21 protein-coding genes are annotated in these 23,180 nt (G+C 71.7%); 13 read left to right on the top strand and 8 right to left on the bottom strand.

Annotation, left to right across the window (positions count from 1 at the left end; translation table 11 throughout):
* Window positions 1-90: 90 nt before the first annotated feature.
* Window positions 91-459: a VOC family protein gene (locus tag FRAEUI1C_RS34680; RefSeq protein ID WP_041259838.1), complete on the bottom strand. Its 369-nt coding sequence runs from the start codon at window positions 457-459 to the stop codon at window positions 91-93.
* Between the two features lie 92 nt (window positions 460-551).
* On the opposite strand from FRAEUI1C_RS34680, the gene FRAEUI1C_RS34685 reads away from it, so the two are divergent.
* The 5 genes from FRAEUI1C_RS34685 to FRAEUI1C_RS34705 all read left to right on the top strand — a co-directional run bounded on the left by FRAEUI1C_RS34685 (window position 552) and on the right by FRAEUI1C_RS34705 (window position 5,517).
* A complete protein-coding gene (locus FRAEUI1C_RS34685) occupies window positions 552-1,379 on the top strand; it encodes an alpha/beta fold hydrolase (RefSeq protein WP_013428068.1) in 828 nt (275 codons plus the stop codon).
* A gap of 93 nt (window positions 1,380-1,472) precedes the next feature.
* Window positions 1,473-1,976 carry a toxin-antitoxin system HicB family antitoxin gene (locus FRAEUI1C_RS34690; protein ID WP_013428069.1) on the top strand — a complete coding sequence of 168 codons (504 nt, stop codon included), beginning with the start codon at window positions 1,473-1,475 and terminating at the stop codon, window positions 1,974-1,976.
* A 72-nt stretch (window positions 1,977-2,048) separates the two neighbouring features.
* Window positions 2,049-2,897 carry a DUF4097 family beta strand repeat-containing protein gene (locus tag FRAEUI1C_RS34695; protein WP_013428070.1) on the top strand — a complete coding sequence of 283 codons (849 nt, stop codon included), beginning with the start codon at window positions 2,049-2,051 and terminating at the stop codon, window positions 2,895-2,897.
* A gap of 197 nt (window positions 2,898-3,094) precedes the next feature.
* Window positions 3,095-3,541, top strand: a complete 447-nt coding sequence (locus FRAEUI1C_RS34700; RefSeq protein WP_013428071.1) for an NUDIX hydrolase — start codon at window positions 3,095-3,097, stop codon at window positions 3,539-3,541.
* A 179-nt stretch (window positions 3,542-3,720) separates the two neighbouring features.
* Entirely contained in the window at window positions 3,721-5,517 is a 1,797-nt protein-coding gene (locus FRAEUI1C_RS34705; RefSeq protein WP_232425230.1) for a hypothetical protein, read from the top strand.
* 424 nt (window positions 5,518-5,941) lie between these two features.
* Here FRAEUI1C_RS34705 and FRAEUI1C_RS34710 read toward each other — a convergent pair whose 3' ends face one another.
* Together FRAEUI1C_RS34710 and FRAEUI1C_RS40010 are read right to left on the bottom strand one after the other, a co-directional pair.
* Window positions 5,942-7,006 (bottom strand): HNH endonuclease signature motif containing protein, encoded by a 1,065-nt coding sequence (locus FRAEUI1C_RS34710; RefSeq protein WP_438270006.1) that lies wholly within the window; start codon window positions 7,004-7,006, stop codon window positions 5,942-5,944.
* A 563-nt stretch (window positions 7,007-7,569) separates the two neighbouring features.
* Window positions 7,570-7,845: a hypothetical protein gene (locus tag FRAEUI1C_RS40010; protein WP_157735208.1), complete on the bottom strand. Its 276-nt coding sequence runs from the start codon at window positions 7,843-7,845 to the stop codon at window positions 7,570-7,572.
* A 935-nt stretch (window positions 7,846-8,780) separates the two neighbouring features.
* Between FRAEUI1C_RS40010 and FRAEUI1C_RS34720 the strand changes: the two genes are divergently transcribed.
* The gene (locus FRAEUI1C_RS34720; RefSeq protein WP_232425580.1) at window positions 8,781-9,698 is read left to right on the top strand and encodes a helix-turn-helix domain-containing protein; all 918 of its coding nucleotides are present in this window, start codon (window positions 8,781-8,783) and stop codon (window positions 9,696-9,698) included.
* 368 nt (window positions 9,699-10,066) lie between these two features.
* Here the strand turns inward: FRAEUI1C_RS34720 and FRAEUI1C_RS34725 are convergent, their stop codons facing one another.
* A complete protein-coding gene (locus FRAEUI1C_RS34725) occupies window positions 10,067-10,726 on the bottom strand; it encodes a peroxiredoxin (RefSeq protein ID WP_013428076.1) in 660 nt (219 codons plus the stop codon).
* Between the two features lie 410 nt (window positions 10,727-11,136).
* On the opposite strand from FRAEUI1C_RS34725, the gene FRAEUI1C_RS34730 reads away from it, so the two are divergent.
* The gene (locus tag FRAEUI1C_RS34730; RefSeq protein ID WP_013428077.1) at window positions 11,137-13,296 is read left to right on the top strand and encodes a DUF7846 domain-containing protein; all 2,160 of its coding nucleotides are present in this window, start codon (window positions 11,137-11,139) and stop codon (window positions 13,294-13,296) included.
* 95 nt (window positions 13,297-13,391) lie between these two features.
* On the top strand, window positions 13,392-14,477 hold the full coding sequence (locus FRAEUI1C_RS34735; RefSeq protein ID WP_013428078.1) for a protein kinase family protein: 1,086 nt from the start codon (window positions 13,392-13,394) through the stop codon (window positions 14,475-14,477).
* A 48-nt stretch (window positions 14,478-14,525) separates the two neighbouring features.
* Here FRAEUI1C_RS34735 and FRAEUI1C_RS34740 read toward each other — a convergent pair whose 3' ends face one another.
* Complete coding sequence (locus tag FRAEUI1C_RS34740) at window positions 14,526-15,203, bottom strand: response regulator (RefSeq protein WP_013428079.1); 678 nt, start codon at window positions 15,201-15,203, stop codon at window positions 14,526-14,528.
* Entirely contained in the window at window positions 15,200-16,456 is a 1,257-nt protein-coding gene (locus FRAEUI1C_RS34745; protein WP_013428080.1) for a sensor histidine kinase, read from the bottom strand. Before FRAEUI1C_RS34745 ends, FRAEUI1C_RS34740 begins: the two co-directional genes overlap by 4 nt.
* A 400-nt stretch (window positions 16,457-16,856) precedes the next feature.
* Here FRAEUI1C_RS34745 and FRAEUI1C_RS34750 point away from each other — a divergent pair, with 400 nt between their 5' ends.
* From FRAEUI1C_RS34750 to FRAEUI1C_RS34770, 5 genes are all read left to right on the top strand, one after another.
* Complete coding sequence (locus tag FRAEUI1C_RS34750; protein WP_013428081.1) at window positions 16,857-17,450, top strand: DUF6529 family protein; 594 nt, start codon at window positions 16,857-16,859, stop codon at window positions 17,448-17,450.
* A 24-nt stretch (window positions 17,451-17,474) separates the two neighbouring features.
* Window positions 17,475-17,942 carry a Rieske (2Fe-2S) protein gene (locus FRAEUI1C_RS34755; RefSeq protein ID WP_013428082.1) on the top strand — a complete coding sequence of 156 codons (468 nt, stop codon included), beginning with the start codon at window positions 17,475-17,477 and terminating at the stop codon, window positions 17,940-17,942.
* A gap of 14 nt (window positions 17,943-17,956) precedes the next feature.
* Entirely contained in the window at window positions 17,957-18,502 is a 546-nt protein-coding gene (locus FRAEUI1C_RS34760) for an FHA domain-containing protein (protein ID WP_013428083.1), read from the top strand.
* Window positions 18,503-18,724: 222 nt separating this feature from the next.
* Window positions 18,725-19,267 carry a Rieske (2Fe-2S) protein gene (locus FRAEUI1C_RS34765; protein WP_013428084.1) on the top strand — a complete coding sequence of 181 codons (543 nt, stop codon included), beginning with the start codon at window positions 18,725-18,727 and terminating at the stop codon, window positions 19,265-19,267.
* 522 nt (window positions 19,268-19,789) lie between these two features.
* Complete coding sequence (locus tag FRAEUI1C_RS34770) at window positions 19,790-21,442, top strand: glycosyltransferase family 2 protein (RefSeq protein ID WP_013428085.1); 1,653 nt, start codon at window positions 19,790-19,792, stop codon at window positions 21,440-21,442.
* Here the strand turns inward: FRAEUI1C_RS34770 and FRAEUI1C_RS34775 are convergent.
* A complete protein-coding gene (locus FRAEUI1C_RS34775) occupies window positions 21,409-22,980 on the bottom strand; it encodes a DHA2 family efflux MFS transporter permease subunit (RefSeq protein ID WP_013428086.1) in 1,572 nt (523 codons plus the stop codon). The two genes, FRAEUI1C_RS34770 and FRAEUI1C_RS34775, sit on opposite strands and share 34 nt — an antisense overlap.
* A 10-nt stretch (window positions 22,981-22,990) precedes the next feature.
* Window positions 22,991-23,152, bottom strand: coding sequence for a hypothetical protein (locus FRAEUI1C_RS40615; RefSeq protein ID WP_013428087.1), 162 nt, complete (start codon window positions 23,150-23,152; stop codon window positions 22,991-22,993).
* Between the last annotated feature and the right edge of the window lie 28 nt (window positions 23,153-23,180).

The raw sequence follows: 23,180 nt of genomic DNA on the forward strand, positions 1-23,180 counted from the left end.
GGCGCTCTGTCGCCTGAGACCCTGTCGTCTGGCACCTTGTCCGTCCGGGTGCGGCCGGCCGCACCCGGACGGACGGCGGCGACGGGTTCGTTACTGGCCGGGCGGGGGTTCCCACAGCTCGAATCGGGTTCCCTCCGGATCCACGGCCCAGCCGAACCGTCCGTACTCGGATTCGGCGACGTCGTCGATCACCTCGACGCCCTCGGCCCGTAGCTGGGCGAGCATCCCGTCCAGACTGGTCACCCGGAAGTTGACCATGAACGCCTGGTCGGGCCGGCCGAAGTAGTCGGTGTCCGCGTCGAAGATCGCCCAGGTGGTCGAGCCACCCGGTCCCCAGGCAAACTGGGTGCCGCCGAATTCAGCCAGGTCGACGCCGAGGTGCTTCGCGTACCAGTCCCGAAGACTCGCGGTTCCGCCTGCTCGCTGGAAAACTCCGCCGATGCCCGTCACCCGTTCCATCCGCCAACACTAACCCGGGGCTTTCCCCGCGGAGATTGCCTGGTCGCCGTGTCGGAGCGGCTGCTAGGAATAGCGGCTGCTAGGAATACGGTGTGATCAGGCTGACCGACGGTACGCAACTGTGGACCACGGCCAGCGGGGCCGGTCCGCCCATCGTGCTGTGTCATGGCGGCCCGGGGTTGTGGGACTACCTCGGGCCGCTGGCCGCGCTGCTGGATGACGCGTTCACGGTGATCCGGTTCGATCAGCGCGGGTGCGGACGTTCCACCGACCGCGGCGGTGGGCGGTTCACGATCGCGCAGGCCGTGGACGACCTCGATCAGGTCCGGGCCGCCTACGGAGTGGACCGCTGGGGCGTGGTCGGGCATTCCTGGGGCGCAGAGCTGGCCCTGCGTTACGCCGTGCGTTCGCCAGACCGGGTGACAGGCGTCGCCTATGTCGCCGGCGTCGGCGCGGGCGACGGATTCCGCGACCGGTACATCGCCGAGCGGCAGCGCCGCCTGGGCGCGGACCTGTCCCGGTGGACGGAGCTCGCCGATCGCCGCCGCGGTCCGGCCGAGGAACGGGAGTGGTGCCTGCTGCAGTGGCGGCCCGACTTCTCCCCTGGTCCGGCCGCGGCCGGGCACGCGGCCGCGCTGTGGGCCACCCGTCCGCCGGACGCCGAGGTGAACGTCGCGGCCAGCCAACAGCTCTGGGCGGAACGCAGGTCGGAGGACCTGCTCACCCTCGCCGCCGGGCTGTTCCTGCCGGTCACCATGCTCCTCGGCGCCGACGATCCGCGCCCCTGGCAGGCGACAGATTCGCTGCTCGCCGCGTTGCCGCAGGGAGATCGGATCGTGTTCGACGCGGCTGGGCACGCTCCGTGGGTCGAACAGCCAGCGGCGGTCCGCGACGCGATCCTGACGGCCCTCGCGCCGTAGCGGCAGACCAGCTCAACCGGGTTGGCACCATTCTGCTGCCATGGCGATGCCAAGACCCTTGCATCGGTGCCAAACTGGTGCCATGATGGTGCCATGGAGCTCAGCAAGTATGTGGACAGGCTCGGACAGGAGCTCGTCACGTTGTTGGAGACCGGCGGCGACGACGTGCGCGAGCTGGTCGAGCGGCTGACGGGCGGGCTGGAGTCAGCGATCCGGCTGACGCTGCTGGAGACGTTGTCCGCGGCGGCGGACGAGATCACCCGGGACCTCGCGCCCGGGTCGGTGGAACTGCGGCTACGCGGGCGGGAGCCCGAGTTCGTCGTCGCGACGCCCCCGACGGACCAGCCGGTCGAGGAGCAGCCACCCGCGGCCAGGCCGGACCCCGTGTCGGAGGAAGGCGCGACGGCGCGGATCAACGTACGACTGCCCGAACAGCTCAAGACCGCCGTCGAGGAGGCGGCCGCCAAGGAAGGCCGCTCGGTCAACGCCTGGCTCGTCCGCGCCGCCGCCGCCGCGCTGCGGCCGCCGCAGGAAACCACGGCGCGGCAGGCCACCGGGAAACGCGGTGCGCAACACGTCACCGGCTGGGTCCGCTAACACCCACCTCTGGTCCGCCGGAACCCATTCCGAGCACCCAAACAAACCATCGGCACATTTGTGAGGACAGCCATGCCTATTTTCGACACGCCCGCCCCGATTCTGGCCACCCTGGAACTTTTCTGCGGCAGCGCGAGAATCATCGCGACCGACCGCGTGGACACCGTCGTCGAGGTCCGCCCGACCGACCCGGACGACGACTCCGACGTCGAGGCCGCCAAGCAGACCCGCGTCGAATACGCGGACGGCGCACTGCTGGTGCGGGCGCCCCGGGCCCGGACCCTTGCCTTCTCTCGCCGCACCAGGTCGGTCGACGTGACCATCGAGCTCCCGGCCACCTCGCAGGTGGACTTCGAGGCGTCCGTCGCCGACGTGACCAGCTCCGGCGAGCTGGGCGAATGCCGGGTCAAGACGACCATGGGCACCATCCGGTTGGAGCATTGCGGATCCGTCCGGCTGAGCAGCGGGGCCGGGCCCATCACCGTCGACCGCGTGGCCGGCGACGCGGACGTCAAGACCGGGACCGGCGCGGTGCGGATCGGCGCGGTTGACGGAGACGCGGAGGTCCGTAACTCCAACGGAGCCACCCGGGTCGGAGCGGTGACCGGGGAGGTCCGGGTCCGCAACTCCAACGGAGAGATCGTCATCGACCGCGCGGTCGCCGGCGTCGACGCACGGACGGCGAACGGCGCCATCCAGGTGGGCGGGGTCGTCAGCGGCGCCGTCTCGCTGCGGACGGCCGCGGGCAACCTCGAGGTGGGCATCGCCGCGGGGACCGCGGCGTGGCTGGACGTCCACACCGCCCACGGCCTCGTGCGCAACGAACTCGACAATGTGACCGAGGAGCCCGGCGAGGCCGAGCACAAGGTCGAGGTCCGCGCGCAGACCTCCTTCGGCGACATCCGGGTGCACCGTGCCTGACCACGGCTGAGGGCCGCTGACGAGGACGATCGATGAGCGGAAACCAGCCCGCTGGCGGCTCACGCCGATCCCCGACCCACTCCGGCGGAAGCCGGGCCGGGTCGGGGATCGGATAGTCCAACGGTGATGGCTGGGCCGGCAACAGCGCGAACGAGCGAAGCGTGGAACGAGCGAAGCGTGGATCAGGGGGAGCGTCCGTGGCCGGACAACAAGCCAGTGATGCGGTCCGCCTCGCCGCGCGGGTGGTACTTCTGCACACCAGCGGCGCGGTACTCCTCCAGCTTCACGGCGGGCCGCATGAGCCACACTGGGCCTGCCCCGGCGGCGGGATCGAGCCCGGCGAGGATCCCCGCGCCGCGGCCCGCCGAGAACTCCTGGAGGAAACCGGGCGCGACGACGAACCCGGCGACCAGCTCTGGGAATGGCGCCACAGTTTCCCCTTCGCCGGCGAACCCGTCACCCAGCGCGAGACGTATTTCCTGGCCCGCACCGGAAGCCGGCACATCCCCCGACATCTTCCGGACCCTGAGGACGGGATCATCCTGCGGGCGTGGCAGACAACAAACGAAATCCGCCGCCTCACCGAACCGGTCTGGCCCCCGAACCTCGCCGACCTCGTCGACCTCATCGACCGACTCGGCTGAGCCAAAGGCGAATGTCGCACCCCGTGAGCCCGACGTCGATGCCCGGCCGGGTCGCGGAGGCGACAGCGCCATCGGATTGTCTCGCCTGGGCGAGCATGCGACATTTCGGGCGTGATTTCGGATCTTGAGGACGCGCTCAAGAGGGATTCCCGGCCAGGACCCCCCGCCGGGGCGGAACCGTGCCGACCTTTCGAGGTGCCGACGCGATGATCGTGCTGGGCATCGAGGCAGGGTCGGTGGACGTCGCCACGGCGGCGGCGCTCCTCGCCTGGGCAGCGGTGACCGCCGTGGTGGCGCTGACGCGGTTCGGGATCAGGCGGGAGCTGCGGCACGAGGGACGGCCGGTCGCGGCGGGGCCGGAACCGGCGTTGGCCGCCGCCCTGGTCGCCGAACCCGCGGCCGTGCCGTCGACGGCGGTGGCGACCATCGTTCTCGACCTCGCCCGGCGCGGGCTCGTCGACATCTGGCGCGATGACCGGTTCGGCGTGCTGGTCCAGGCCCGGCCGGAGCGAGCACGGTCCGCGGGCCTCGGACCGACGCCTGCCTGGTCGAACCGGGTCGAGCAGGCCGGCGACGGGCCCGCGGACGGCGCCGGCGATCCACCGCTCGCCGTGCACGAGATCGCGGTATTACGCCTCGTGACAGTCCGCACGACGCCGGGACCGCTGCCAGCCGGAGCGCTGTTCCAGGAGGCGGCACCGTCGCCGGCGCTCTGGCGGGACGAGTTGGTGGCGGAGGCTGAACGCGCCGCCACCCGGTTCCAGACCCCACGGCGGCGCCGAGTGCGCCACCTCACCACGGCCAGTGTCTTCCTGATCCTGGCCGCCTCGATGCTCGCTGGGTTCACGGCCTCGCGCCGCTTTGTGAAGCCAGAGATCGAGACCGAAGGCAGCATCAACAGCCCCGCCGAGCAGTGGTTCTTCGTCTTCTTCCTCGTCCTGCTGGCCACCGTCACGATCTCGATGATCGTGACCGGTGGCGCGCGCAAGGAGGATGACGGGCGCCGGCGTGGACGCTGGCGACGAGCCAGCTCGGGCCTGGCCGCGGATCCCGACCTCGCGGCGGCCGGACCTGAGGCGATCAGCGTCCTAGGTCATCGGCTCGTGTATGCGGCGGCGCTGGGGCACGCCCCCGCGGCGGTCGAGCCGTTCACCCCGGACGAGTCACCAGCGGCGACGGCCTGGACCGCCCGAAGCGGGACGCCACGACCGATCGTCATTCGGCTCGACCCGGCGATCGACACCGACACTCACGGCGGGCCGCGAGGTGCCGGCAGCGACGGCGTCGTCCATGGCCGCCGCGGGTACGACGGCGGTTTCGGCGATCCGCCCGGCGAGCGGCTCGCCGTCGGGGAGGTGGTGCGCGCCCGCCGCACACCGGCCGGCGCCTGGTGGATCGCCGTCCACGACGGCGCCTCCAACTACGCGGTCGCGCGCCGGATCGAGCTGAATGACGCGGATCGCGCCCCCGGCGTCGGGGCGATCGTGCGGCTCGCCCGGGACGCCGACGCGCGTACCTGGTCGGTTGACGTCCTGGAACCGGCAGCGGCGCAGGCCGTCGTCGCGGCCCGGCCGGATCCGACGGCCCTCCTCGACATCGCGGACCTGCGGCAGGTGTTTCCAGGAAGCCAGATCGAGGCCCTGCCGCCGACACTCAGGCAGATCAGAATCTTTCGCGTCCGTCGAGCGGGCAGCCCCAAGCTGACCATCCAGTGCCTGGTGTTCACCGCCGGCCCGCTGAGGACGTTGCTGATGGCCAGGTCGCGCCGACGGCGGCTACCCGTGCCCGGCGAGGTCTACCTACGCGGCCGCGTCCGAGCGGTGATCCTCGTCGGCGATCTCGCCGTCGCCGTTGACATCACCGGGCGCCACGTCGAAAACCGGCGCGATCTGCTCACCGCGCTGGCCCGCGTCGTGGTGGCCCGTCTCGGCGTCCCCGTCGGCAATCCCGCGCCGCGGCCCCCAGCCCGCCTGTAGACGGGGCATCCGAAGCCGGGCGGGCCGGGAGGCGCCTGGCCGCCTCCGGGTCGGTGCCATCCCACCGGACCCCAGGCCCTGCGCGTCAGGCCGAAAAATCGATCTTTAAACGGTCTCGCATCGATACACGGCAAGATGACCAGTGCGGCTACGGGTGCCCGGGTGCGATCCAGTGCGATCGGCTAGGCGAATTTCGCTCCCCGCCAGCACGCTGGCGGTCTTCCTTGTTGTCTGTGGTCCCAGAAAGGAAAGTGGTCCCTGTACCACGGCAGAATGCTCGTCGTCGGCCATGGCCACATCTCTGCCTCCCCGGTTGGCCGTGCGCCACGAGTAGCGCAAGGCGAGAGGCTAGGCTCGCTCCTTGGGTTCGCGCGTCCGTCCGCAGCTCGGGAATGTGTTGGCCGCGGCCAGGCCCGCATCGAGTTTAGAAACGGCATGGCTCATCACTGGGAGTCCTCTGATGGGGCAGGGGGTGGCGGGTGATACTCGTCCTTTCCGGATTGAGTGTCGTGGTTGGCCCGGTGCGATAGCCCTCGCCAGGGATAGGTCCCTCCTCGTCATTCTTGTGGGTGTCGGTGGTGTAGGTCCGGCCGGTCGGGGCGGTCCAGGTGAACACGCCGGGCCGTGGTTGGTGCAGCTTCCAACCGCCGCGATGTTTTGCGGTGTGATGCCGTCTGCAGAGGAGCCCGAGATTGTCCAGCGCGGTGCGGCCGCCGTGGGAGTGGGCGGTGGTGTGGTCGAGGTCGGTGTGGGTGGCGGGCATGCCGCAGCCGGGGAACACGCAGCGGGTTTGTTGGTGGCGGACGAGGCGGGCGAGGGCTGGGGTGGGTGTTCGGCGGTGGCCGAGGTCGAGGACGGTGCCGGTCGCGGGGTCGGTCAGGACGCGTCGCCAGCGGGCGTCGGCGGCCAGTGCCCGGCCGACCTCGGCGGGGATCGGGCCGTAGCCGACGAGTTCGGCGGGGTTGTCGTCCAGGCCGGCCAGTGTGCCGACGGGGGCGATGACCTGAAGCTCGACGCTGACGTGCTCACGGCGGTTGCCCAGGAGCAGGGCGGTCAGGACGTCGGCGCGGCGGGCGTCGATCGGCCGGACGTCTCCGTCGGTGTGAAGGTCGGTGTGGGCGTCGGTCCTGGCGATGTGGTTGATCCGGTCGTAGATCGCCTGGGCGTCCTCGGCGGCGAGGATCGCGGTCAGGCAGGCCGTGCCGTCCTGCAGGGACTGGATGGCGATGCCGCGTTGGGTGTGGGCGTGGCGGCGGCGTTTCGCCGCGGCGTCCGGGTCGAGCCGGGCGACGAGGCGGTGGATCTTGCGACGCCACCGGGGTGGGGACGCCAACCGGCTACCAGCGAGCATCGCCGCCTCAACGACCGCGCGCTGCCCGTCGGTGTGGCAGGTCGTGAGCTGGTGCAGCGCGGCCAGCCGGGTGTGATCAAGCATCCCCGCGGTCAGGTCGGCGAGCGCCTGGCAGGTGGTCGGGCCGGATGCCAACATCGCGCGCCGTGGCACCAGGATCCGATCGGCGAACCGACCGTGTCCGCGCCTCGCCGAGTTCGAAGGAACGGGCCACCCGAACCATGCCCCGATCGCTGGCCGAGGTCCGTTCCGCGGAACGCGGAGATCGCGGGTCCGCCCCGTGCTTCCTGCCTCGCCGGCGTTGCCGCGAAAGGACCAGGCCAGCCAAACCGGGCGCGGATTGAAGCCGTTCCGCGGAACGCGGAGATCCGGTCCACCCCGCGCCTTCCGACTCACCGGCGAGGCCGCAAAGGACCAGGCCAGCCGCCCAGCCGCGCCGAGCGTCGACGGGTCCGTTCCGCGGAACGCGAAGATCGCGGGTCCACCCCATGCCTCCCGCCTCGCCGGCGCCCCCGCACGCCAGCCGACTCCCAGCCACACCGGGCGCCGCGCGAAGCCGCGTTCCGCGGAACGCGAAGATCCGGTTGTTCTGGACTTGCCGCCTTGCGGGCATCGCCAGGCGAACGCCCCAGGTCGTCGTCACCATCACCCGCTCCGGAGAGGGACGCCACTTTGGGGTGAGAGTCGTCTGGCCGGACGGATCAGACCGGTTCCCAGCGCCAGCCGTCGTTGTTCGCGCAGACGATCGCCTTGCCGTCGCCCGAAACGCCGTGCGCGCCATGGTCGGACTTGCGGCAGTACTCGCCCGGCTCGTAGCAATGGCCCTTGTCCGTCGTCGGCGTGCAGCCGCCGGCCGGGGATGTCGTGGCCGGTGTGGGCGGGGGCTCCGACGACGCCGGTGGCCAGGTCGTTGCCGGCGGCTGGGTCTCGGACGGGGGCGACGCATGGGCGGCCGGCGACGCAGGCGCCTTGTCCACAGCCGGCCGATTCGCCGCTGGCGCCGGCTCCTGGATCGCGGGCGGCTGGATCGCTGGCGGCTGCGACGTGGACGGCGCCGGTGGCCGAGACAACCGGGCCGACGACGCCACGGTCCCGGACAGTAGCGCCGGCGACTCCATCGGCCGGGACGACCGGGGCGGCGACGTCGCGGGGGTAGGCACCGCCCCGAACTCCGCCGCGGTGGCATCAACGGCGGCCGACGGCGATGGTGGCGCCACCGCCGGAGCCGAGGTCTCCGATGGTGCCGCTGCCGGCGAGCCTCCCGCCTGGACCACGGAGAGCGTGGGTGCCCCCGGTTTCGGGGCCGGAGCGAGGACCCCGACCAGGATGAAGAGGAATACCAGCACGCCGATACCCGCGCCGATGATCCACGGCCATCGTTCGCTCTTGCGCGGGCCGGCCGGAGCCCAGATCGGTCGAGACCGACCCACCACGAGGGCTCGTCGACGCCAGCGGGCCCGTGCCCGGCCCATCGCCCTCGCGGCGTCGCCCTTCCGGTAACCCATACTTCCCCTGACTTGACCTGCAATGATTACCTAGAGTGATTGATGGTGGTCACCCTAAAGCGGTCGGATGCCCGTAGCGGGACGACACGCTGGGCATCGGCGGTCACGGTGCAAGTGCCGGCACCAGGCAAGGTTGCCGCTTCACCACGGGCCTGATCGCGGTTTCGACCCTCGGCTGGTTGTCGCCGGACCCCATTCGCGACCGCCATAGAGCGCAAAAGGCCGATTTTCCCGACCGACCAGTCTTGGGGAAGATCAGCGCGCAGGGCTCAGGCCCCGGGATGGTTGGGATCTCCCTGCACCGCGCAAGATCGGTCGGGCGCGGGTGCGTGGGGCCTCGACACACTGAAGGGGTGTCAGAACCCAGGACGCGGGCAGGCCGCGATCGGCTCCGGGAGTTGCTTGATGTGGTGCTCGCGGGCGCCGACGACGGGGAGCCGCGGTCACTGACCGAGATGGCCGGAGCGGCGTATTCGTCGCCGTTCCACTTCAGCCGGCTGTTGTCCCGGGGTACGGGCGAGCCACCGGTCGCCATGCGCCGCCGGGTCTTGCTGGAACGGGCGTCCTGGCAGCTGCGGCAGGGCTCATCTGTAACGGACGCGGCCTGGGCCGCGGGTTACGAGTCGGTCGAGGGGTTCGCTCGCGCCTTCACCCGTGCCTTCGGTCATCCACCGAGCACGCCCACCAGCGGGCACTGGCTGCCCGCACCGAACGGCATCCATTACCACCCGCCCATGTCACTGTGGGTGCACTCGACGGAGCCTGCGATGAACCCGCTCACCGAGCAGTTGGTCAGCCATGACCTGGACGACACCCGCGACCTGCTGGAACTGGCGAAAGGTCTGACCGACGCCGCGTTCCGGGCCATCCGCCGGCCTGGCGCGACGGTGACGTCCTGGGAGGGCCTTGAGGAGTCGATCGCCGCGGTCCTGGAGCATCACATCTGGACCAAGGAGGTCTGGCTCGCGGCAATCGAGGGTCTCGACCTGCCGGACCGCAATGAGGACGATGACGCGGCCGGCCTGCTGGCCCGTCATGACGCGACCGCTCCACGGTGGCTCGCGGCCGTGCGGGACATCGACCGCCGCGGGGCCTGGGACGACCGCCTGATCGACGCGCTCTGCGACCCGCCGGAGAGCTTCGTGCTCAGCTCCGTGGTCGCGCACGTACTCACCTTCGCCGCACACCGCCGCCAGCTGACCCGGGAACTGCTGCGAGCCGCCGGCCAGCAGGTCGACGACGGCGACCCGATCATCTGGCTACGCACCGCCCGCGGCGAACCGACCGACGAGCCGACGAACGCTCCCGACGCCGGGGACGCCTGAGCCTCGCACCCGCACAACGTCAGCCGGCACGGGCGCCGGCCTCTTGATCCATACATCTCCGTGGCCTTTTCGGGCCATCGCCAGCCACCGCGTATGACTCACACGGTGGCTCGGCCCAGAAACTCCCTGGCGGGCAGCATCAAGAGGATGCCGCCCGCCGGAGCGAGGCGCTGGACCGCGACGCCCGGCCGGCGGCCGTGACGGCGTCGGCGGCCGGCCCGACCGCGGGCCCGGACGCCCGGTCCGCCCGAGGCCCAAGGCCCGAGGCCCAGGGCCCAGGGCCCAGGGCCCAGGGCCAAGCTGAGCCCGAGGCCCGGCTGAGCCCGAGGCCAAGGCCCGAACTCGAGGTCCGAGCTCGCTGACGCCGGTCAGGCGCCAGGCTGCGGGACGATGCGCAGGTAGGGCTTCGGGGCCTGCCAGGTGCCGAAGAGCTCCTTGGCCTGCTCGTTGTTGACCGAGCCGGCGATGACGACGTCTTCGCCCTGCTTCCAGTTCACCGGGGTGGCGACCTTGTGCTTGGCGGTGAGCTGCAGGGAGTCGATGACCCGCAGGACCTCGTCGAAGTTGCGGCCGGTCGTCATCGGGTAGACGAGGATCAGCTTGATCTTCTTGTCGGGGCCGATCACGAACACGTTGCGCACGGTCTGGTTGTCCGCCGCGGTGCGGTCCGACGGGTCACCGGAGACGTCGGCGCCGAGCATGCCGTACGCCTTGGAGATCGTGAAGTCCGAGTCGCCGATCAGTGGGTAGTTCGGCGCGGTGCCCTGGGTCTCCGCGATGTCCTTGGCCCAGCCCTCGTGCAGCTCGACCGGGTCCACGGACAAGCCGATGATCTTCACGCCGCGGCGGTCGAACTCGGGCTTGATCGAGGCGACGTAGCCGAGCTCGGTGGTGCAGATCGGCGTGAAGTTCTTGGGGTGCGAGAAGAGCACCGCCCACGAGTCACCAATCCACTCGTGAAAGTTGATCGTGCCCTCGGTGGTCGCGGCCACGAAGTCAGGGGCGGTGTCGCCGATCGTCAGAGTCATCGCTGTCTCCGTCAACAAGAGGTCCGGCGCGGGATCCGCCGGGTTCTGCGGTGGTCATCGAGGACTCTACGGATCCGCCGGGCGCTTGGCGGCTCTCAGCCACACGACCGTAACGACCCGGCCATCGCCGCCGGAGTCCTGCCGACCCGCCACGCGCGGACCAGGGACATCACCGAGACGACCAGAGCCGGCACCGAGCCGGTCACGGGCCGACCGGGGACGGCCGTCAGTGATCGCTTATGGGTCGTTTATCGTTCCAATGGCGCGAAACCAGGGCTTACGGCTGCTCCATGCCGATAAGCGCGAATAGCGACAGCGATGCGACGGATGGTGCACACGCGTGATCGGAGCCGAGCGGCAGCGCGCCGTGACGCAGTCATGATGGCCGACGTCGCACACTGCGAGCCCCGATGACCGTCGATGTGTCATCGCCCGAGACGACGGTTCCACTCCGGCTCGGCCGGCGGCGACCAACCGGCCCCGGCTGGCGGCCGCACGCACCGACGACCGATTTCGGGGACTACGGCTGGCGTCTCTGGTTGGCCCGGATCGACGCGCCGACCCGGGCCGTCCTGCTGATCGCGGTCTGCTCGTTCGTCGGGAGCCTCCTGCTGCAGACCGGCTTCTACCGGGAGGGCTCCGGCGACGCCGACGAGGCCGCCTACGTCCTGCAGGCACGGATGCTGCTGGACGGACGGCTCACCCTCGATTCCAGAGTCGTGGAGCCGTTCTTCCAGCCATGGCTGACCGGCATGCACGGCACCGAGGTGTTCACCAAGTACCTGCCGGGCTGGCCCGCGCTGCTCGCGGCCTCACAGGCTGTCTTCGGCACGATGGCCGTCGCTCCCGCGGCGATCGCGGCCTGCTGGGTCATCGGGACCTACCTGCTCACCCGCGAGCTGTTCGAGGACGGCTGGACGGCCGCCATCGCGGCCGGCCTCGTCGCGCTCTCCCCGCTTGTGCTGCTACACACCGCGCTTCCGCTGGCGTACGCCCCCTGCGCGGCCGTGCTCACGTTGGCCAGCGCCCTGCTGCTACGCGGGGTCCGGACCGGGACACGAGGCCCGCTGATTGGCGGTGGCGCGCTGGTCGGGTTCGCCCTGCTGATCCGGCCGTTCGACGCGGTTCTCGTCGTCGGGCCGCTCGTCCTGTTCGCGGCCACGCGGATGTGGCGAACGCCGACGATCCTGCTGGCCCGCGCGGGCTGGGGCGTTCTCGGCGCGGCTCCGTTCGTCGGCCTGCTGCTGGCCTACTGCTCGCACGTGACGGGATCGCCGCTGCGGCTCCCGCAGACGGCGTCGGACCCGCTGGACACGTTCGGCTTCGGCCCGCGGCGCATCCTGCCGTCCGAGCCGACCTTCACCTTTACTCATCACCTGGCCGTGCAAGCTCTGCAGGAGACGTTGAAGGCGGCGCCAAGCTGGTATTTCGGCGGCTTCGGCCTGATCGCGCTCGCCGTCGTCGGCCTGCTGGCTCCGCGGCGCCGCGCGGAACGCCTGCTGCTGGCCAGCACGACCGCGGCGATACTGATCGGCTACTTCTTCTGGTGGGGATCGGCCTTCGCCATGCCCGGGCTGCGCAACGGCCTCGGCCCGCACTACCACCTGGCGGGTTTCACTCCGATCGTGATCCTCGGGGCCGCCGGTGCCCGCTGGCTGTGGTCGCTGATTCCAGCGGAACAGCGCGGCAGGCGCCGGGCGCGTCAGGCGCGTCCGAAGCCGCTGGTCCGGGCCACCGCCCTGGTGCTCTCCTTCGCCGGGTTGACCGCCCTCACCGTGCCGACCCTTCAGGGCAGGATCGATGTCCAGCGCGGCGTGAACTCCGGCAACGCCTTCCTGGACGCGCTGATCCCCGATCACCTCCCGGGCCCGGCGCTGGTGGTCGTCACGCCGGCGATCCCGACCCACTACACCCAGCTTCCGTACCACACGCTGCGTAACTCGGCAGACCTGGACGGGCCGATCGTCTACGCGGCCGACATCGGCCCCGGCATCGCCGCGCTGCCCGACCGGATGCCCGATCGGACGATCTACCGCCTGCGGCCCAACGAGCTGGTCGACGCGGACGTCCCCGGCAGCTACCGGGGCTCGTTCGTCCAGCTGCACCAGGTCCAGGGCACCAGCATCCAGATCCGGGTGACCGTCCGGCCGCCGGCCGCCGGGACCGCGGGCATCCCCGCCGGCGGCCTGGGGGCGGGCGCCCGGCTGTATGTACGGCTGGGCGATCAGACCCAGTCCCAGCGGCTACCGGCCGGCGGTGCCAGCACGTTTGTCCTGAATGGTGCCGGGTCCGCCGGGTCGGGCGAGCTCAGCGCCGCGACGCTCTCGGCACCGGCCGAGCTCGTCGTGGGCTTCACGACCGGCGACGGGGCCGGCGCCGCGAGCTGGGAGGAACGGTTCCCACTGATGCGGCACGCGACCGGTGACCTCACGCTGCTGGCACCCGGCCTCGGGTGGCGCCGGCTGACCGGCACCCTGGCCAGCACCGTGGCCAACAACGAGTCGCAGTGGCTCGCCGCCCGCGTCGAACCCACCCTCGACGTCGCCCTCACCGGATCGGATGCCCGCTGACGGACCCGCGACGGGCAGCCCCGGCCGGGCGGCCGGGAAGCTCGCCGGCCGAGCGCAAGTTGACACACGAAAGTGAGCGATCACATACTTAGTCGATGACTGAGTCGACGCCCGACCGTTTACAGGTGCCCGCGGACTGGGCGGACGTGACCCCGGAGTGGATGACCGCCGCTCTCGCGGAACAGCACCCCGACGCGGTGGTCGGCGCGGTCACCCTGGTGGTCCGGGACGATGGCACCAACCGGCGGGCGCGGTTCGATCTCGACTATGCGTCCGGTTCGGGGCCCGGCCGGGTCTTCCTGAAGGCCGAGGGCGTGCACCGGGAGGTACACGCCAGGAACGGCAACCTGTTCAACGAGCCGGACCTGTTCGCCTCGGGGGTGCCGCTGCCCGTCGACCACCCGCACTCCTACCGGGTCGTCATCGACCGCCCGGGCCTCGACTACGTGATCGTCATGGAGGACGTCACCCTCCGGGGGGCCGATCCGCGGGACTCGACCCGTCCGATGACCGTCGACCAGGTCGCGAGTGGGCTGCGCGGGCTGGCCCGGCTGCACAGCCTGTACTGGGGGTTCACCGCCGCGACCCACCCCCGGCTCGGCTGGGTCCAGCCGTGGGCGCCGACCGAGGGCTTCCAGGCCGGCCTGCGCCGGTTCACCCCGATCGGCCTGGAACGCGGGGCCGACCACCTTCCCTCCGAGGTGACGAAGTACGACGGCGACCAGATCGTGGACCTGTGGGTGCGCGACGTCGCGACCCTCGGCCGCGAGCCCGGGACGCTGCTGCACGCCGACGCCCACATCGGCAACACCTACGTCCTGCCCGGCGACGAGGTCGGCTTCCTCGACTGGCAGGTCGTGCGCCGCGGCCGGTGGGTTCAGGACGTCGGCTACTTCCTGGTCGGCTCGCTCACCATCGCCGACCGCCAGCGCGCCGAGGCCGACCTGCTGAAGGAGTACCTGGCCGCGCTCGACGTCCCGGCCGAGACGCGGCCGTCCTTCGAGGACGCCTGGACGCACTACCGGGCCTCGGCCGCCTACGGGCTGGCGATCTGGCTGTCGACGCTGGGCACCGACGGCTACCAGCGGCGGGAGATCTCGCTCGCCCTCGCCGAACGGTACGGCGCCGCCTACGTCGACCTCGACTGCGAACTCGCCCTCGCGGACCTCGAACGGGCCTGACCACCGAGCGGGCCTGCGCACCCGCCGTCGTCCAGACGTGGCCAGGGGTCACCCGGGCCGGACCCGCCGGGTCTCGTAGGCCCAGATGGCGATCTCGACGCGGTTCCTGGCGGCGAGTTTCGCCATCAGGCTGGCGACGTGCGTCTTGACCGTGCTCAGCGTGATGTAGAGCTCGGCGGCGATCTCGTTGTTGGTCCGGCCGCGGGCCACCGCCGCGAGCACCTGCTCCTCGCGGCCCGTCAGGGGCTCGACGGGCTGACGCGGCGGGCGGCCCGGGCCGGCGTCGGCGAAGGCGGCCAAAAGCCGGGCCGTGACGGCCGGGGCGATCAGCGCGTCACCGGACGCCGCGGCCTGGACGGCCTGGGCGAGCAGGTCCGGGCCGGCGTCCTTCAGCAGGAAGCCCCTGGCGCCGGCCCGCAGCGCGGCGTAGACGTACTCGTCGAGGTCGAACGTCGTGATCACGACGACGGCGACCGGGTCGGCCACGCCCGGGCCGGCGAGCCGGGCCGTCGCCTCGATGCCGTCCAGGCCCGGCATCCGGATGTCGAACAGGCACACGTCGGGGCGCAACCGGCGGGCGAGCTCGACGGCGGCCAGCCCGTCGGCGGCCTCCCCGACGACCTCGATGCCCGGCTGGGCGTCGAGGATCATGCGCAGGCCGGTCCGGACGATCTCCTGGTCGTCGGCGACCAGCACCCGGACCGTCCGGCCCGCGGGGGCGGTCATGCCGGCTGCCCGGCGCCGGGCAGGACGGCGCGGACCGTCCAGCCGCCACCGGCACCGGGCCGCTGATCCGGCCCGGCCTCGAAGGTCCCACCGAGCAGGTGCACGCGCTCGCGCATGCCGAGCAGCCCGTACCCGGGCGTCGGGTTCGGCGAGGCCCCACTGGTGTCGCCGTCGTCGCGCACCCGCAGCCGGACCGCGCCGTCCTCGGCCGTCACCTCCACCTCGATGCCGGTCGCGCCGCGGGCGTGCCGTCGGGCGTTGGTCACCGCCTCCTGGGCGAGCCGGTAGACGGCGGTGGCCACCGGCGCCGCGACGTCGTCCACCGCGCCGGCGACGCGGACCGCGACGGGCAGCCCGGCCCGGTCGTCCGCCAGCCGGCTCAGGTCCGCGAGGCCCGGCGTCGGCGCGAGGTCCTCCGGCCGCGGCTCCAGTCCGGACAGCGGCTCCGGCCCGGACTGCGGTGGCGCCGAGGGCAGCGGTGGCGCCGAGGGCAGCGACGAGCCGGGGCCGGTCAGTGGCTGGTCGCGGCGCAGGACGCGGACCATCGCCCGCATCTCGGCCAGCGTGCGTCTCGCCTCGGTCTCGATCAGGCGCAGCGCGTCGGTGGCCGCCTCCGCGCTGGTCGGCGCCGTCGCGAGGCCCGCCTGCGCGCGGATCGCGATGGCCGAGACGTGGTGGGCGACGGTGTCATGCAGGTCACGGGCAAGCCGCTCCCGCTCGACGAGCTTCACCTGCTCGAACTCACGCCACCGGGCCCAGGCTCGATAGCGCAGCGCGGCACCGAGCGCGGCGGACGTGGTCAGCACCGCGAGCCCACCCGCCGCGCTGCCCAGCGACACCGGGTCGGCGACGAACGACACGACGTCGGCGGCGACCGCGATCGAGAGCCCGGCCGGCACCGCCCAGCCCTCGCCCCAGCGAGCCAGCGCGTACGGGAACAGCAGCAGATAGAACATCGAGTTCAGCTCGGGCGGCGGCCCGCTGGTCGCGAGCGAGACGACGATGCCGACGCCGAACGCGATCGCCACCATCAGGAACGGCCTCGTCCGCCGCCACAGCAGCGTCGGCACCAGCCCGACGCCGATGACGAGCGCCACCGGCCGCAGGGGCAGATCCGGCCGCAGCAGCCCTTCGAGGAGGGCCATGGGCCCGAACACACCGACCAGAAGCCAGTCCCGCCAGACCCGGGCCGGCGGCTTCGGCCGGTCCGGATGGCCGCCGGCACGCCCGCGCCGACCGAGACCCGCCTCCATGAATCCTCACGGTACGGGAGCAGGCCCCACCCCGTGATCAGCCCTAAGTACGACCCGGCAATCCGCCTTCCGGCCGCCGGACCGGCCACCGAGCGGTTCCCCGCGGCCACAACGGCGGAGCGACCAGTGGCTGGTGCATCCCGGTCGCGGACCGGCCCCTATGCTGGGCGGTCGTCGGAATTCGACGGAAGGCCCCGGCCGAAATCCAGACCGCGCCATACCGCCCAAAGGCGCGCGCCGTTTGTATCGGTGACGCAGGCCTGTCGTCAGAAAGCCGTCAGCCAGCTCTCCTTGACACGGCAGCCCACTTACGAGACAAATCATCAGGCATTCCGGCGGCGGGTCAGCCGACCGCGCGGAAACTGCCTGAGCCCGGCCGGGGGGCCGGAACGGAGGCGATATGTCGATACCCGAGCCGACCGCGGGCACCGCCGCGCCACCGCGCCGGTCGATCCTCAGCGGGTCCACTGGGCTCGCCGGCGCCGTGCTCGTGGGCGCCGTCATCGCGGTCGCCCTCGGCGTGTACGGCCGGGAGCACGCGCCCGCCCGCCGACCGCTGTACACCCTCGGTTTCTCCAGCCCACTGCCGATGAAGGCGTGGCTGACGACAATCGTCCTCATCCTCGTCCTCGTGCAGCTCCTGACGGCGCTGTGGATGTGGGGGCGCCTGCCGGGCGTCAAATCCGCTGGACCGGTGGTTTCGATCGTGCACCGCTGGAGTGGGACGGCGGCTTTCGTCGTCTCCCTTCCGGTCGCATTCCACTGCCTGTGGGCCCTCGGATTCTCGACGGCGGATACAAGAGTCCTCGTGCACAGTGTCGCGGGGTGCACGTTCTATGGCGCCTACGCGGCGAAGATGCTCGGCCTGCGGGTGAAATCCCTGCCCGGTTGGGCGCTGCCGGTACTCGGCGGGCTCGTCTTCTCGCTGCTCGTCCTGTTGTGGCTCACCGCCGCATTGTGGTTCTTCACCCGCTCCGGCATCCCCCATGTCTGATCCCCGCCCGAGGAAGGCGCTCAGATGACGCAGGACGTCTCCACCCCGGACGGGGCGGGGTCACTCACCCGGCGGGCCATTCCCGCGGCGGTCGTGGTCGTCGGCGCGGCGGCCGGCGTCGGTGTCGCGTGGAACCACCGCGACGGTGCCGGACCCGGCGCCAACGCGGCCGGCAGCGGCTATGCCGGCGGGTCGGCGGCGGCCAGCACACCGCTGGCGACGCTCGACCAGATCCCAGCCGGCGGCGGCCTGATCCTCGACAAGGCCGCGGTCGTGCTGACCAAGGACCAGGCCGGCGACGTGAAGGCCTTCTCCGCGGTCTGCACGCACCAGGGCTGCACCGTGAGTGAGGTCTCCGGCGGCACGATCAACTGCCCGTGCCACGGCAGCAAGTTCGACGTGACGAGCGGCGCCCCGGTGGCCGGCCCGGCGTCGACCCCGCTGCCCCCGGTCCAGGTCAGCGTCCACGACAACGCCGTCTTCCCGGCCTGAGAGAGAGGATCAGCGTGCCTCTCGTCGCGCTGCGCGTGCAGACCTCGACCACGCAGCTCACGCTGCCCGGCGACCGCAAGGTCGTGGTCGGCCGGGCGTCGGACTCGGACATCGTCGTCAGCCACCCCAAGGTGTCCCGGCGGCACGTCGCGCTCGAGCCGTCCCCGGACGGCTGGACCGCCAGTGACCTCAGCGCCAACGGGATGTGGCACGACGGCCAGCGGGTCACCTCGGTCGCGGTCGGCGCCCAGCCGACCCTGCTGCGGCTCGGCGCCCTGGACGGCCCGGAGCTGACGCTGACGGCCATCGTCCCGGTCGACGTGCCCCCGGCGGCCCCGGCCGAGCCGGACGTCGACGAGGCCGAGACGCGGCTCGCCCCCGCCAGCGGCCCGCTGGCCCGCCCCGGCCACGCGGCGGCGCCGGCCGCGCAGCCGGCGCCCATCGCCAGCACTCCTGTCGTGACCCGGCGGCGCCCGCCGCGGTGGCTGAGCACGGTGCCCACGCTGATCTGGCTTTTCGCCGCCGCGTTCGCGCTGGGCGCGCTGGTCACGCTGTCCTGACCAACCGGCACTGACAACCGCTGACAACCCCTGGCGGCGACGGACGGTAATTACGCCCGTCGAGCCGCCATTTCGCCGACTTCGTGCCGGCCGATATCCGGGGCCACGCCGCGGGCTCTCACCAGATCTTTAGAAGTTCGCGGCATGCCGCGACTCGGAAGGCCCTTCCGCACACCTACCGTCGGACGTGTGAGGCGATACCCACTTCCAGGAGGGAATGCCATGACGCTGGACGCCACGACCCAGGCGGAGCCGACGGAATCGCCGACGCCGTACCCCGGGCTGACCCGGCGAGTGACGGTTCCCCTCTTCGCCCTGGCCGCCGGCGCGGGCGGCTTCCTGGTGGCGGCGTGCGGCAGCTCGTCCGGCTCCGACACCACGAACGCCGCGACGGGCGCGCCCGCCTCGACCGACAGTGACCACGGCGCCGACGAGACCCCCAGCGGCGCCGCGCCGACGAGCGCCTCGGCCGACGACGCCAAGGAGCTCACCAGCCTCAGCAAGGTGCCGGTCGGCGGTGGCCTGGTCCTCGCCGACAAGAAGATCGTCGTCACCCGCGACTCCGGCGGCACCGTCCACGCCTTCTCCGCGATCTGCACCCACATGGGCTGCACGGTGGGCTCGGTCTCCAACGGCACGATCAACTGCCCGTGCCACGGCAGCAAGTTCGACGCCACGACCGGCAAGAACGTCGCCGGCCCGGCCCCTCGCCCGCTGTCCCCGGTCAACGTCACCGTCAAGGGCGACGACATCTACCAGGCCTGACGCCAAAGATCAGAGTCACGCCGGTCCGAACGGGGTCGGCCCCACCGCGGTGGGGCCGGCCCCGTTCGCCGTTCCAGCACGGTCGCCGCGCCGGGCCCCAAAAGAGCGTCACGTCGAGTAGCGGTCCGGGTACGCATCTTTATCTGGACGGCCGCCCGCGGCCCGCCCGTCATGTTTCCGAAACAGCACGCAGGATTCAGCCGCACGAAACATGTTCGTCATCTCTCAACGCGTCCGAAATACATCGCCGCTCGGCGCGCATCCCGCCACGACGCACGCCGGCCGGACTCCGCACGGAAGCCCAACCGGGCATAATGTGACACAGGTCACACTTCGGTCGAGGTTTCGGATCCCTTGAGAATCCGCCTGCTGACGTGCGAACATTTCGGTCAACCCCCCGTTCTCAGGTGCCCGCGCCGACGCGGCGTACCGACGTCCGGTTACGGGTCAACCCAATTTTTCACGCGCCGACAGGCGTGTGTTCAACGCTGTATTCGTCATGGGCGGATGTCGACGGGTGGCATGAACAAGGTAGAGGCTGTCGTCATTAACTGGAAACGTCCAGGCAATGTCGAGCGGATCGTGGACGCGCTGCAGGCGCAATCCGTGCCCTGCACGGTCACGGTATGTGACACCCATATCGACGACCAATACACGCTGTCCCAGGCGACGCTGTCCAGCGCCGACCGGGTCTACCGCTGGGGCCACAACACCGGGCCGTACTCCAGGTTCGTGCCGCTGGCCGCCTACGACCACGAGTACACGTTCTTCGTCGACGACGACATGCTGCCCGGGACCCGCTGCGTCGAGCACTTCGTGAACACCGCCGAGTCGCTCCCCGGCTTCGGCTCGATCGGCCAGATGGGCCGGATCGTCCCGCCGGACGGGGTCTACACCGCCCGCAACGTCGGCCGGCTGCCGAAGGCGCGGGAGATCGACATCCTGGTCCGCGGCTTCTTCGTCCGGACCCGCAACCTGCACCACATCGCCCAGCTCCGCTGGCTGATGAACTACATGGCGGAGCAGGTCCCCGAGGACGACATGCTGCTCTGCGTCGCGATGCGGCTGTGCGCCGGGCTGCGCAACTACCTGACGCCGAACGACCCCGACCCCGAGACGCTGATGAACCGCAGCGAACTGCCGGATCCGCACGCCCTGCATCGTCGGCCGGACCACATCCAGCGCCGGATCGACTTCATGCTCGCCGCCAGGGCCATCGGCTGGCTCTCGGTCAGCCCCCCGCCCGCCATCCCCAAGCAGCTCACCGCGGCCGACCTGAACGGAGCCAACGGCACCGGCAAGCGCGACGAGACGTCGGTCAAGCAACTGTCGGCGCCACCCCTCGACGTCTCCCTGAACGGCCATGGGCCGACGGCGCAGAACGGACTGGCGGCACAGAACGGCAGACCGGCCAGGCAGGGGGCGCGGCCCAGCAAGCCGGGCGCCAATCGCGGCGTCGTCTACCTCGCCCTGGGCGAGAGCTACGCCAACCTGGTCACGGACAGCGCGCGCACGCTGCGCCTGCACGGCTATGACGGCCCGGTGCGGGTCATCACCGACGCGCCCAGCCACGAGCTGGTCGACCTGGAATGCGAGACCCTCGTCGTCGGCAGCCTTCCCGGCGGCTTCGCGTCCCGTTTCCACAAGACGCAGCTGAACCGCTGGTCGTTCGAGCGGACCCTGTTCCTGGACGCCGACACGATCGTCATCTCCTCGATCGACGAGGTCTGGGAGCTGCTCGCCGGCCGCGACATGGCGATGGCGCCGGACATGCACTCGTCGGTCGCCGACGTCATCGCGCGCAGCGTCAACGACCCGAGCCGGCGCGCACCCGAATACCAGCTCATGCAGGAGCTCGGCCTGAGCGACCGGCGCTACTACAACAGCGGCGTCATGCTCTGGGACCAGAACGGCCGGGTGTCCAGGATGTTCAACCGCTGGCACCAGGAGTGGAACCGGTTCGGTGGGGAGGACCAGCTCGCGCTCGTCCGCGCGATCGCCGCCACCGGGACGAAGGTCTCCACCCTGGACTCGGCCTGGAACCGCAGGCCGAAGGCGTTCTCCTCCATCGACGAGGCCCGCGGTGCCGGCGTCCGCATCCTGCACTTCCTGTCCCGCCAGCGCTCGCTGCTCAACGACGCCTACCTCGGTGTCGTGGCGGAGTACCTGGGCTGACGGCCCGCGGCGCCCAGCGGGCAGTTGTCCGCGGTGGTCGCGACTGGCGTCGCGTCCAGGGCGCAGTGGGTGAAGTGCGCGGGGCGCAGGTGCCTGCGACGGGCCGCGCGCTGGTCCGGCCGGTTGCGGATGCTGGCGGCCGCGGTGAGACCGCCGACGGCGGCGATCGCGGCGGCCAACAGCATCGCGATCCGGAAGCCGTGGTCGAACGCGCCGGCCTGCAGGTAGGAGGCTCCGGAGAGACCGGCCACGGCGGGCAGGACGGCGACCGCGAGCAGCTGCGCGGTGCGGGCGACGTCGTTGTTCACCGCGGAGGCGACGCCGGCCTTCTCGACCGGCGCCGCGGCGAGCGCGGTGGACGTCAACGGCGCGACGGTCGTCGCCAGCCCCAGGCCCAGCACGATCACCGCGGGCAGGACGTCACGCCAGTAGCCGTCGCCGTGGCCGGCGCGGGACAGCAGCGCGAGCCCGCCGCCGGCCACCAGCGGGCCGACGCTCATCTGCAGCCGGGGACCGATCCGCGCGGCCAGCGCCCCGGACCGCGCCGACAGCGTCAACATGATGATCGTGATGGGCAGCAACGCGGTGCCCGCCTCGACCGGCGAGTAGCCGCCAACCTCCTGCAGCTCGATCGGGAGCAGGAACAACGCCCCACCGAGCCCGGCATAGACCACGAAGGTGACCAGGTTGGCGGCCGCGAACTGGCGGGACGCGAACAGGCTCGGCGGCAGCATCGGCTCGTGGGTGCGCCGTTCGGCGGTCACGAAGGCCACCAGCAGCGCGGCTCCCGCCACGAGCGGCACGATCACCGGACCCGACGTCCAGCCGCGTGACGGGCCCTCGATCAGCCCGTAGCAGAGCCCGACCAGGCCGAGCGTCCCGAGGGCCGCGCCGCGCAGGTCGATCCGCCGCGGCGCCGCCGGGTCCGTCGACTCGGGGACGTGCCGGGCCGCGATGAGGATGACGGCGACGGCCAGCGGCAGGTTCAGGAAGAAGATCAGCCGCCACGACACGGCCGCCACCAGCCAGCCGCCGAGGAACGGCCCCACCGCGGTCGCGACCCCGGACAGCCCGGACCACGCGCCGATCGCCCGGGACCGGTCCTGCGCGCCGAAGGAGGACTGGAGGATCGCGAGGCTGCCCGGGGTGAGCAGCGCGGCGCCGACCCCCTGCAGCGCCCGGGCGCCGATCAGCATGGACGCGTTCGGCGCGAGCCCGCACAGCAGCGAGGCGGTCGCGAACCAGACGACGCCGATCACGAAGACCTTGCGGCGGCCGTACCGATCGCCGAGCGAGCCGCCGACCAGCAGCAGTCCCGCGAGGGTGAGCGTGTAGGCGGTCACGACCCACTGCAGCGACGCGAGCCCGGTGCCGAAGTCGCGCCCGATCGAGGGCAGCGCGACCCCGACGGCGGTCGCGTCGATCGCGGCGAGTCCCGAGCCGAGCACGGTCGCGATCAGCACCCACCGACCCGGCGCGGACGAGAACACCAGCGCGGGCGCCAAGTCCGGCCCGGCCGGGACTGGTTGGGTCGACATGGCCCGAACGCTACGCGTGCCGGTCCTCCTGCAGGGCTCGGATCGAGGCGGCCAGCCGGGTGTCAGCGAGGTCTCGCCGCTCCTCGAGCACCCGGAGCAGGACCAGCAGGAAGACGGTCCCCGACGCGAAGACCAGCGCCAGGATCAGTGTGAAGACGTAGAACTCCAGCACGGCGAACCTCCATGGGTTCGGTTCTTGC

Source organism: Pseudofrankia inefficax (genome assembly GCF_000166135.1).
Lineage (GTDB): Bacteria > Actinomycetota > Actinomycetes > Frankiales > Frankiaceae > Pseudofrankia > Pseudofrankia inefficax.

Excerpts from the sequence above, each read along its gene's own strand:
- FRAEUI1C_RS34680 (WP_041259838.1), bottom strand. The coding sequence starts at position 459 with ATGGAACGGGTGACGGGCATCGGCGGAGTTTTCCAGCGAGCAGGCGGA.
- FRAEUI1C_RS34690 (WP_013428069.1), top strand. The coding sequence starts at position 1,473 with ATGGAGCTCAGCAAGTATGTGGACAGGCTCGGACAGGAGCTCGTCACG.
- FRAEUI1C_RS34695 (WP_013428070.1), top strand. The coding sequence starts at position 2,049 with ATGCCTATTTTCGACACGCCCGCCCCGATTCTGGCCACCCTGGAACTT.
- FRAEUI1C_RS34710 (WP_438270006.1), bottom strand. The coding sequence starts at position 7,006 with ATGTTGGCATCCGGCCCGACCACCTGCCAGGCGCTCGCCGACCTGACC.
- FRAEUI1C_RS34725 (WP_013428076.1), bottom strand. The coding sequence starts at position 10,726 with ATGACTCTGACGATCGGCGACACCGCCCCTGACTTCGTGGCCGCGACC.
- FRAEUI1C_RS34730 (WP_013428077.1), top strand. The coding sequence starts at position 11,137 with ATGACCGTCGATGTGTCATCGCCCGAGACGACGGTTCCACTCCGGCTC.
- FRAEUI1C_RS34735 (WP_013428078.1), top strand. The coding sequence starts at position 13,392 with ATGACTGAGTCGACGCCCGACCGTTTACAGGTGCCCGCGGACTGGGCG.
- FRAEUI1C_RS34740 (WP_013428079.1), bottom strand. The coding sequence starts at position 15,203 with ATGACCGCCCCCGCGGGCCGGACGGTCCGGGTGCTGGTCGCCGACGAC.
- FRAEUI1C_RS34745 (WP_013428080.1), bottom strand. The coding sequence starts at position 16,456 with ATGGAGGCGGGTCTCGGTCGGCGCGGGCGTGCCGGCGGCCATCCGGAC.
- FRAEUI1C_RS34750 (WP_013428081.1), top strand. The coding sequence starts at position 16,857 with ATGTCGATACCCGAGCCGACCGCGGGCACCGCCGCGCCACCGCGCCGG.
- FRAEUI1C_RS34755 (WP_013428082.1), top strand. The coding sequence starts at position 17,475 with ATGACGCAGGACGTCTCCACCCCGGACGGGGCGGGGTCACTCACCCGG.
- FRAEUI1C_RS34765 (WP_013428084.1), top strand. The coding sequence starts at position 18,725 with ATGACGCTGGACGCCACGACCCAGGCGGAGCCGACGGAATCGCCGACG.
- FRAEUI1C_RS34770 (WP_013428085.1), top strand. The coding sequence starts at position 19,790 with ATGAACAAGGTAGAGGCTGTCGTCATTAACTGGAAACGTCCAGGCAAT.
- FRAEUI1C_RS34775 (WP_013428086.1), bottom strand. The coding sequence starts at position 22,980 with ATGTCGACCCAACCAGTCCCGGCCGGGCCGGACTTGGCGCCCGCGCTG.